Here is a 4,140-nt window from a genome sequence, read left to right as displayed (position 1 = left end):
ATGTTTTTGGAACTTACATGTAGGAGGTTATTAGATTTAGGGATGACTGGCAAGGCTCTTTTTTTATAAACGGCAGTTGTGTACTTTTAGGCTGCCGAATTATGTACTTTTATTTTGCCATATACAGCGATGATTTACATCATGCCGCCCGTGTATTAAACGTTAAAACATAGAAAAATAAGTTCTAAAAACCCCATTGAATCAATGTTCTTATATTTCACCAAAACATAAAAAACTTCATTTTTAAAACTTATCGGTCACTTTTCGGACACTAAAATTTATCTTATTTACTTAAAATCGTTGTTAAGGAAGGTGTAAACATGAACAACTTTGATGCAAATGACATTATTAGAAAATTAGAGGAAGACTTATCTATATATAAAGAAGTTACAAACCAGTATGAGCAAATCATGAATAAGCAAATTAAAATACTGAACAATACCATAGAAAAATACCTGCCAATTATGAAATGGTACATTGAAAATAATATTGTTTTCAAATACCCTGACCTACGTCTTAAAAGTGAAATTGGACCAATATTAGGATATAATGAAAAGGAAGACAAATTAATCGTCTACTACTATGAAAAACGAGCAACAGTCAAAGTGAAAACCACAACGACAAGAAGAATTATAGAAATTTATTCCCCGTGGAATTTAATACGAGATGGATTTTTCCTAGATGCTCTTTCAGGACTGAAATATTTAGAGATTGGGTATTCACTGAGTATACATAAACTAAAGGAACTAATGAGCAGTTATAAAAAAGACATCAACCAAATTGAAAAGCAACTTCATACCGATAATTAACCCTAATTTATATAAAATGCTGTACAATTTACGCTTATAAGGAGTGAGTGAATGAATAAAAGAGGTAAACCAACAACAGACCCTGAACAATTAGAAAAGGCTTATCAGCAGGCAAAGCACCAACTGGAGATTGAAGGCTTTACGCTGACTGATGATGACGAAAAGGTCATCAAGGCGGTTGCCAGTGGGAAAATGACCATAGAAGAACTCATTGAGGATTTGAAACAGGGGGTGGACACATGCAAACGGCTGCCATAATCATTTCATCTCTAGCATTAGTATTTAATCTCGTCACATTGGCTTTTATTTTTAAAATACGCAGAAGCATCAAAGACTAATGCAGTATATCAGATAGGGTATACTTGAGACTGTTCTACTGTCTCCTGAATAGAGCCACCTACAAACAGGTGACATCATCCGATTTATGACGGATTGTTTCATTTCTTGTGAATACCTAACTCCTGTATTACTTTTCATTACACTCAACCTCCGCATATTAACTTAAGTATACACTAAAGTATCATGCGACATCTATCCTAACATAGGGGGATCCGAAAGTTGAGTTATTTTTAAATCTAGTAGTAAAATAACTTGATTCATGGTTTAATGTTAAACATAAGGAGACCTCCGATAGTTATTATGCGGTACTTTAATTTTATCAGATGGTGCTTTTTATTTACTAAAAATAACATACTAAAAAATAAGCGTGGTACCTCTTTCGAATCATGGTATAGTAGGTACCACGCTTTTAATTTCCATTGACTGGGGCGTGTCCCAGCCTCATTTTAAAATTAATCTGTATATATAAACTTATTTTAGATGCATTATGATTCTTCTGAATATAATTTATTGAACAAATATATTATATTGTATACTAAAATCGGAATATTATGTTGACTTTTGTGAAAAATCTAGTAAAATTAATTACAATATAGTCAGGGAGGTGAAACCATGGAAAAGAAAGAGGCTTCAAAAGACATCAAGCTAGACTTGGAAGTTTATAACGTAGAATCATCTACTGTTATGGAAGAGATGGAAGCTTCACTTATTGCTTCTAACATTACTATTACAAGGCCTTAATTACATCGTATGTTATAACCTAAGTCACAGTACATGCTGGTTTAATAAAACTATTAACCAGCATGTACAAATTTTAAATAATATTTTGATATATAGAAATAGAAGTCATCAAGTATGTACTAATCAAATTGAATTATTATTATAATAAATGTGATATGGAGTGGTAAAGATTATTAAACGTAAAACTGCGATGGAATTCGCTGAAATAAAACATTTGTTCACTAAAAATGAAGAAGCTTTTTTAAATGAAATAATCCGTAATCCAAAGTTTTTGGAAAGAATATTACTAAATAGTGAAACTCTGTATAACAAATTAAAAAAAATAATAGATAATAATAAAAAAATTGACAAAAAGACAAAAAAAACTCTAGTAAAGTATTTATTAAGGATGGCATCAAGACCTCAGCCTTTTCGTTTTAATTCAGGTATTTGCTTAGATCAACCTAATCAATTTAATGGAAAAAAGCAAATAAAAAAAGTAGAAATTTCTTTAGAATGGGAACAAAAACTTATGAAAAAAGTAGACGATTCATTATTAAGATCTACAAGTGTAAAATTAGTGTTAAATCCAAGATTATATATGAAAGATAAACAATCCATATTAGAAAAGTACGTGAATAATAGTACTTCCTATATTTATATTAATAATTCAGAATTTATAGATGAATTGTTCGAACTTTTAAAGAAGCCCATTTCACTTCAAGACGTTTTAAATCAATATAGAAAAGATTATGATGAGAAATTAATATTTGATGTTATACAGAAACTTATAAGAGTAGATATTATTAAAACTGAACTATCAAGCCCTTCTATTGACAGGGATTCTGATACCTTTTTTGAAAAAATAAAGCAGATTTGCGGCCATGATAAAGTTCTAATATCAGAGTTAGAAGATATACAGTATTCTTTAGAAATGTATAAGAGAGCCGAAATTGGAGAAGGAATTTGTCTATATAAAGATTTAATTAATAAAATGTCATCATTGTGTAAGAGTTCTTCATATGTAATTGTAGATTTATATCTTCACGATTCAATGGATGGGAGAGAAGAAGTTATAAGTCATGTTAATGTCGATGACGAAATGCAAATATTAAACCTTTTTGATAAAAGGCAAACATTTGATTGGGAAAGTTATTATAATTCTTTTATAAGTAAGTACGGATTTTATACTAGAGTACCTTTACTTCACATGATTGATAGGGATGAAGGTCTGGGTCTACCACAGCATTTACAGTTAAATAGTAAGAATAGAAAAATAGAAGAATATATTTTAAATAGAATTATGCAGTCTAATTTTAAAAACGATGGGATACTTAAATTAACTTCAAATGACTATAGAAATATTAAAGACATTTATGACAATGAAGAAGGAGAATATAGAATACCCATTTCATATGATTGTAAAATGGTACCACATGAAGGTCGTTTAATATTACATCCCAATGCCTTTTCATTTCCTCGTAATTCATTCACAGGTCGTTTTTCTTTTCTTAAAAGAGAAAAAAAATGGATCAATGTAACTAAATACTCTGAGATAAACTATACTAGTAATTATTTTAAAGATATTGGCTTAACATATAGAAGTGAGTCGAGTACATTTATTGATTGTATAGGTCAAACCAAAAATTCAATTGATAGAATCCCTTTAAATGAAATTGATATGATCGCACATAATGGTCGTTTTTATATGGTTTATCAGGATGAAGTTATTTATCCAGTATCAACTCATTTAGTAAGTTATAGAAATTTTAATGAACATCCTGCATTGATTTTCTTAAATGAATTCTATAGGTATTGCTTTGAATACCCCAGTGACTTTCCTGTTGATAAATTTTCATTTTTAGAATTCATACCACGTGTAGATTATAAACATTTTATTTTATCCCCTGCAAGAATAAACATAAAGTTTCAACAAGAAAACACTAAAGAAGAAAGAATAAACAAAATAAATGAAATGATTAATAATTACAACTTAAATCAATTTAAATATATATATATATTAGAAGCGGATAGGGCTTTACCTGTACCAACTAACAATAATCTATCGGTCCAATTCATGGAAACTTGCAAACAAAAAGTAGGGGGAGAATATGTACTAACATTAATGGAAGCTCCTGAACTAGATGTTTGCGGCCGCAGTTTTTGTCCGCAACCATTTAAATTTAGCCAGAGAACCTGTCATAGGAAATTATACAAAAGAGCTGCCAAACGCTATGGCCATGGTATAATGGCCATAGCGTTTGGCAGCTCT

Annotated in this window: 4 protein-coding genes; all 4 read left to right on the top strand. The window is 30.0% G+C overall.

Annotated features, from left to right (window positions below; all coding sequences use genetic code 11):
- Positions 1-320: 320 nt before the first annotated feature.
- Entirely contained in the window at positions 321-809 is a 489-nt protein-coding gene (locus E4U82_RS19230) for a hypothetical protein (protein ID WP_135111857.1), read from the top strand.
- Between the two features lie 51 nt (positions 810-860).
- Positions 861-1,067 carry an antitoxin VbhA family protein gene (locus tag E4U82_RS19225; RefSeq protein WP_135111856.1) on the top strand — a complete coding sequence of 69 codons (207 nt, stop codon included), beginning with the start codon at positions 861-863 and terminating at the stop codon, positions 1,065-1,067.
- A 693-nt stretch (positions 1,068-1,760) separates the two neighbouring features.
- The gene (locus E4U82_RS20505; protein ID WP_280689821.1) at positions 1,761-1,889 is read left to right on the top strand and encodes a hypothetical protein; all 129 of its coding nucleotides are present in this window, start codon (positions 1,761-1,763) and stop codon (positions 1,887-1,889) included.
- Between the two features lie 160 nt (positions 1,890-2,049).
- Positions 2,050-4,140: lantibiotic dehydratase (locus tag E4U82_RS19220; RefSeq protein WP_135111855.1), on the top strand; the 2,091-nt coding region annotated here is incomplete at its 3' end.

It is taken from the genome of Lentibacillus salicampi, from assembly GCF_004565465.1.
GTDB classification, from domain to species: domain Bacteria; phylum Bacillota; class Bacilli; order Bacillales; family Amphibacillaceae; genus Lentibacillus; species Lentibacillus salicampi.
This window is presented reverse-complemented; position numbering and strand designations above follow the sequence as displayed.

Bases quoted from the DNA above. Each gene is read 5' to 3' on its own strand.
- E4U82_RS19230 (WP_135111857.1), top strand. From the start codon at position 321: ATGAACAACTTTGATGCAAATGACATTATTAGAAAATTAGAGGAAGAC.
- E4U82_RS19225 (WP_135111856.1), top strand. From the start codon at position 861: ATGAATAAAAGAGGTAAACCAACAACAGACCCTGAACAATTAGAAAAG.
- E4U82_RS20505 (WP_280689821.1), top strand. From the start codon at position 1,761: ATGGAAAAGAAAGAGGCTTCAAAAGACATCAAGCTAGACTTGGAAGTT.